Origin of the sequence: Lentzea sp. NPDC060358 (genome assembly GCF_042725365.1) — a bacterium.
Lineage (GTDB): Bacteria > Actinomycetota > Actinomycetes > Mycobacteriales > Pseudonocardiaceae > Lentzea.
Genome location: NZ_JBHXCW010000082.1, coordinates 1 through 4,944, shown reverse-complemented (window position 1 = coordinate 4,944; position 4,944 = coordinate 1). Strand labels below are relative to the sequence as shown.

Here is a 4,944-nt window from a genome sequence, read left to right as displayed (position 1 = left end):
GGGCCGGACCTCGGGCGGGAGTACCAAAGGATGGGAACAGGACTGACCAGCGGTTTTATGCCGGCAGCCTGGTGGTCGAGTCATTGTTCGACCTATCCCCGCCAGAGTAGCGGCCTGGGGACGGGTTGCTCGGACCCGTCCCCACTCCGGCGTTTCCCCTCAAGTCGAGTGACCATGTATGGGATCGGTCAGTAGTCGCTGGGCGAACGGTCGCTGCTGGCGTGCTGGGAACAGGCGTTGGCGGACGGCCTGACACGGCACGCCTCAGCCGTGTGTCGTGTCACCGAGGAACTCGACTGGGATGGCGTTTGCGCAGCGCTCAACTGCCTCGCGACCTACCTCGACGATTACGGCGAGCTAGCTTAAGACCACCGGCACCGGAACCAATTGCCCCCACAGAAAGTCCTCATCTGGCGATGCGACCAAAGCACAAATCCAGCCTGGCGGCCATGTGCTCTGGGACATGACTCCGTCGGCCAAGAGCACGCGAGCGTTGCTGCATCTGGCTACTAACGCGAAGGCAGTGTCGTGGAACTTGCCGTCGCTGGAGAAGGTTGCGCCGTCGAAGTGAGCATCGCCAAAGAAGGTTACTTCGATGAACCGGGTCTCACGGAAGGTCGCGCCGGTGAACTTGGCATCGCCGTTGAAAACCGCACCATAGAAGTCGGCAGCGGCGCAGAAGGTCGTGCCAGTGAACCACGCCTCACGGAAGGTCGCGCCGCCGAAGCCGACACCAGCTGTGAAAGTCGTGCTATCGAAGTATGCGTACCCGCCAAAGGTTGCACGCTCGAAATGGGCACTGCCAGCGAAGGCCGCGCTTTGGAACCTTGCGATGCTGCCGATGAAGGTCGCACCGACTAAGCGGATGGTGGGGAGGTGACATTCGCTCAAGTCAAGGTCGACCAGGGTGGCCTCGGTGAGGTCGAGTTCAAGAATTTCGGGCCAGTAGTCGTCGTGCGACTGGCCCCGGTCGTTCGTGTTCCGGCGGAGGTGCTTGGCCAGAAGGCGTTGCACGGACAGACGAACGTCGCGTTCCAGTACCGCCTCCGCATGCGAAGCCGCTGCATGACCTGCAGGTGTGCCGACGGCAGGTCTTGGCCGCTGGATATCGATCCGGCGACGCGAGTTGTAAAGCAGCGGACGGTGCACCCCTCCAGGCGCTCGCGTGGCGGTCGGGGGCGGCGGGGTGTACAGCAGCGCGCGAGGCCCGCCACCAGATACGCGCGTGGCGGTTGGGGGCGGTGAGGTGTAGGGCATGCGTAGGTAGGCGCACCACAGTTGGCTGATCGTGGCGCGCTGATCGGGGTTGTCCTGGCCGAGGCGTTCCAGCGCATAAAGGCTGGCCAGCCGGACCGGGGCCTTGTCGGAGCCGAGCTGTTCGGAGGCCTTGGTGTAGAGCTCAGTAACCCGGCGGGCCTTGGCATCGTCCTGGGTGTGCGCTTGGGCGTGCAGCTGGGCGCGCAGGTCGCGTTCGGCGGTCATCTGTCGGCGCACCGCGAGGTACAGAGCGAACAGCGCGACCCCGCCGGCGACCGCGCTCAAGGCGATCTTTACCGCGTCCAGCTTCGCGGATACGACGTCTTTGCCGCTGAGCGACGCGTTCGGGTCCGTCCTCAGCGCGGCGACGCGTTCCAGCCAGTCCAGCGCGAACCACAACGACCCGCCGACAGCCAGCACCAGGATGACCAATCCCAGCGCCGCGACGTGCCACGACGGCCCTGGGACACGCCATGACACCCAGTCGTGTTCCCGACGGGCGACCAGCCGATCGTTCGGATTCGGCCGCTGTTGGTCCGAGCGATGCCAAGTCAGCATGCGATGCCAGCGGGAACGTGCAGCTTCGGAGGCGGTCACGCCTCTAAGTCGCGGAAACGGCGCGGTATGCAACACGGGTAGGACCGGGAGCTGCCAGATCGGCGTGAGCGTGCACGCGGTCACCGGCAGGGCCGCGGCCGCGACCGGCTAGCTAGGCGGTGGGTGGAAGGGTGACGGACCAGATCACGAAGCAAGATCAGGGACGGCTGGGCATCCGAGTTGGCGGAGTACGACCGGCTGCGGGCGGCTGGGGTGCGGGTGCGGGCCGCAGCGGAGCAGGTCGGGGCACCGGTCAAACCGTTCGGGTCTGCGGGTGTGACCGTGCGACCCTCTTCGGGTGAGTGCTGACTACGAAGATGATGATTGGTCCGAGGACGACCAGCCCGTGTGGGTCTCCCCGAGGAGGCGCAGGAACTGGTGCTGAACGTTCGGGCGATCCTCATCGCGGGCACGACCAGGTCCATGACGGACGCGCCACCGGAGAAGGCGCGGTATCGCCAGCAGCACAGGGCGCTCACCAAGGTTTTGACGCCGTTCGGTATCCGCAACCCGTTCCCGTGGCGGACCCTCGATGTAGCACTTGCGGCTGCGAAGGCGGAGCACAGCGGTACGGGCTCGCACGCCCTGCGTACCGGGTACTTCAAGGAGTACGCGCAGAAGGCCCTTGCGCCGCTGGAGGCGCGTATCGCCGATCGCGACAGCGGCAACATCTCGGCCGCCGTTCAGGAGTTGCGTTCGGCGGTGGACAACACCGTGACCGACGCGTCGTCTCTCCGGCTTGAACTTGGCCGGATCGAGGCCGCGTTGCCGGCTGATCCTGGAGCCGCGATCAGTCGCGCCAAGAACCTAATCGAAGCCGTGGCTAAGCGGGTCATCCTCGACTGCGGGGCGACGGTGAACAGCGATCGCAACATCTCGGCGTTGACCACGCAGGCGGCTGAAGCCCTTGGCGTAGACCGAAGGTCAGTGATGGGTTACGACAGAGATGTCGCAATCCTGATGGATAAGCTCCACGGCTACGTCATCGCCATCAGCGACATGCGCAACGCTGTGGGCGATGGTCACGGTGCTGCCGACCTACCGCAGAACCTCGACCTGCGTCACGGGCGTCTTGCAGTTCGCAGCGCGATTGCCTGGTGCGGCTTCATGCTGGACACCCTGCACGACAGGCAGCAGCTCTAGCAGGACCCTGTCTGTCGTGCAGACGGGCGGGTGTCAGGCGAGACAAATGTCGTCGTTGTCGACGGTGAGCGGGAACACACAGGCGCTGCGTCAAGCACAGATGCCGATGCCGCTTGTGCGTGTTGCTCATTACGCCTACGACCGAGACCGCCGGAACGTCGCGTCCTCAACTGGATGGGTGACGTGGCTAACGCCGAGCCTTGCCGGCGTGATCGAGTAGAAAGTCGGCGCAAAAGGAGCGGTTGATGTCTGAAGGCGACGATGCCAGCAAGATGCTGGATGAGGTGCGGGCGAGGCTGGGGCGCGTCATGCGCGGGTTCGGTCCCGCCGAGTCGAGCGCGCCTGGGTTCGCCCGGTCCAGTGATACGTCCTCGTGGCGCTTTCCCGTTAGCCGCGATTCTTTGCCCTTGAGCCCCGTGGTCAAGCTGATCTACCTCTTCCTCGGGTGTTACGGCCTGGGCCGTTCGGAGAAGCTGGATTGGGAGTTTGTCTTCAAAGTCGATGGGACGACCTGCTCCATCGCGTCGGAGAAGTTCGGGCTTCGCGTCTACGTCGACCGCAACAGCGTCGCCGAGGAGGCGGAAGCGGAGAGGTTGTTCCAGCGCATCCTGCAGGCCACAGCCAGGGGGCCAGAAGGTGGTCGAGAAGAAGGTGTTGGAGCCGATCAGCAAGGAGCAGGTCAGCGCGGGAGACGTCGTGATAGGCAACCAGTACCACCGGTTGCGTGAGGCTTACCGCTACTTCCGCGACGGCGCGGAGATCGCCTTCCGGGGCGACGGGCGCGTGGAGGTGCAGACGGACGCGGATGACGCCTCCCACATCCTTGTCGAGGCTTTCGCGGCCTGGCGCCGCCAGGCCAATGCTGACTCGGAGGGCTGGTGGAACACGTTCGCCATGATCATGGCGTACTTCAGCCTGCTTGAGCACACCCTCGTCGGGTGCCTGGCGTTCGCCGACTTCGATCCCGAGAAAGAGACCGTCACCGCCTTCATCGGCCTGAACTGGGGCGACAAGTTCAAGCGCCTCTTCGACTTGAACGCCGACTTGGTCGCCCAAAAGAAGTACGAGGCGCTGCGGGACCTCGCCGAGACCTACCGCAACACATACGGTCACGGCGGGTTCGATAAGCGGGGCGCGACCGTGCACTTCCACGTCCCAGGGATCGGTGTCATCCCCGCGACACTGAGCAAGGTCAGCAAGACCCCGCACTTCGGCCTCGTGCCCGCCGTCGTTGAGGACTACAACAGGATCTGCGCGGTCCTCGACGACTTCGACTCTTGGATCGCCGCGGGTACCTATCGCAATGCCATCATGTGGATCGAGCACGGCATGGACTACGCCTTCGACGCCGAGGCCCGTGCCGAAGTCGCAGCGAACGCGCACGCCTTCGATGCCTACGTGGAGGCGATGAGCTATCGCCGGGATCGCGCTATGAACATGGACTGGTGATCGTCTGGCCTGCCCGCGGCAGCGGCAGCGTTTTCCATCACCGGGACGGGCGCAGAGGTAACGACGTCTCGACCCGGACTGGTAGATCGACGAAGACGGCGGATCTCCGCCCCGTTCTTCATGTTGAGCACTTCCGCTGTTGACGGAGGTCCGTACTCACCCGCCGGTAGGGGGCAGTTTTCAAGCGTCGGCGACAAGCACAGCTCGTCAGATGCAGAAGCTGCGTCATCCATCGGAGGTCGAGGCATTATTCGGAGGCCGGTGGCGGCGGCGTTTCCTCCTGCCGTTGGTGATCTCGGTACGTGCCGCCGCCCTGGCCGGACCTCGGGGAGGGCACCATCCTGCGCGTGATCGTTTCGCGGAGGGCCGGACCTCGGGCGGGAGCACCAAAGGATGGGAACAGGTTTGACCAGCGGTTTTGTATCGGCAGCCTAGTGGTGGAGTCATCGTTCGGCCTATCCGCGCCCGTGTAGCACGTGGGGACGGGTCGCTCGGACC

Annotated in this window: 4 protein-coding genes; 3 read left to right on the top strand and 1 reads right to left on the bottom strand. The window is 64.7% G+C overall.

Going from position 1 to position 4,944, the window contains the following annotated elements:
* Positions 1–357: 357 nt before the first annotated feature.
* Complete coding sequence (locus ACFWGZ_RS19095; protein ID WP_382452858.1) at positions 358–1,854, bottom strand: pentapeptide repeat-containing protein; 1,497 nt, start codon at positions 1,852–1,854, stop codon at positions 358–360.
* Positions 1,855–2,202: 348 nt separating this feature from the next.
* Here ACFWGZ_RS19095 and ACFWGZ_RS19090 point away from each other — a divergent pair, with 348 nt between their 5' ends.
* The 3 genes from ACFWGZ_RS19090 (at position 2,203) to ACFWGZ_RS19080 (ending at position 4,446) form a co-directional block, all read left to right on the top strand.
* Positions 2,203–2,997 (top strand): abortive infection family protein, encoded by a 795-nt coding sequence (locus ACFWGZ_RS19090; RefSeq protein WP_382452857.1) that lies wholly within the window; start codon positions 2,203–2,205, stop codon positions 2,995–2,997.
* 245 nt (positions 2,998–3,242) lie between these two features.
* A complete protein-coding gene (locus ACFWGZ_RS19085; protein WP_382452856.1) occupies positions 3,243–3,725 on the top strand; it encodes a hypothetical protein in 483 nt (160 codons plus the stop codon).
* A complete protein-coding gene (locus tag ACFWGZ_RS19080) occupies positions 3,634–4,446 on the top strand; it encodes a hypothetical protein (RefSeq protein WP_382452855.1) in 813 nt (270 codons plus the stop codon). Before ACFWGZ_RS19085 ends, ACFWGZ_RS19080 begins: the two co-directional genes overlap by 92 nt.
* Positions 4,447–4,944: the final 498 nt, after the last annotated feature.

What these genes read in the sequence shown, in the direction of transcription:
- ACFWGZ_RS19085 (WP_382452856.1), top strand. Translation starts at nt 3,243, where the DNA reads ATGTCTGAAGGCGACGATGCCAGCAAGATGCTGGATGAGGTGCGGGCG.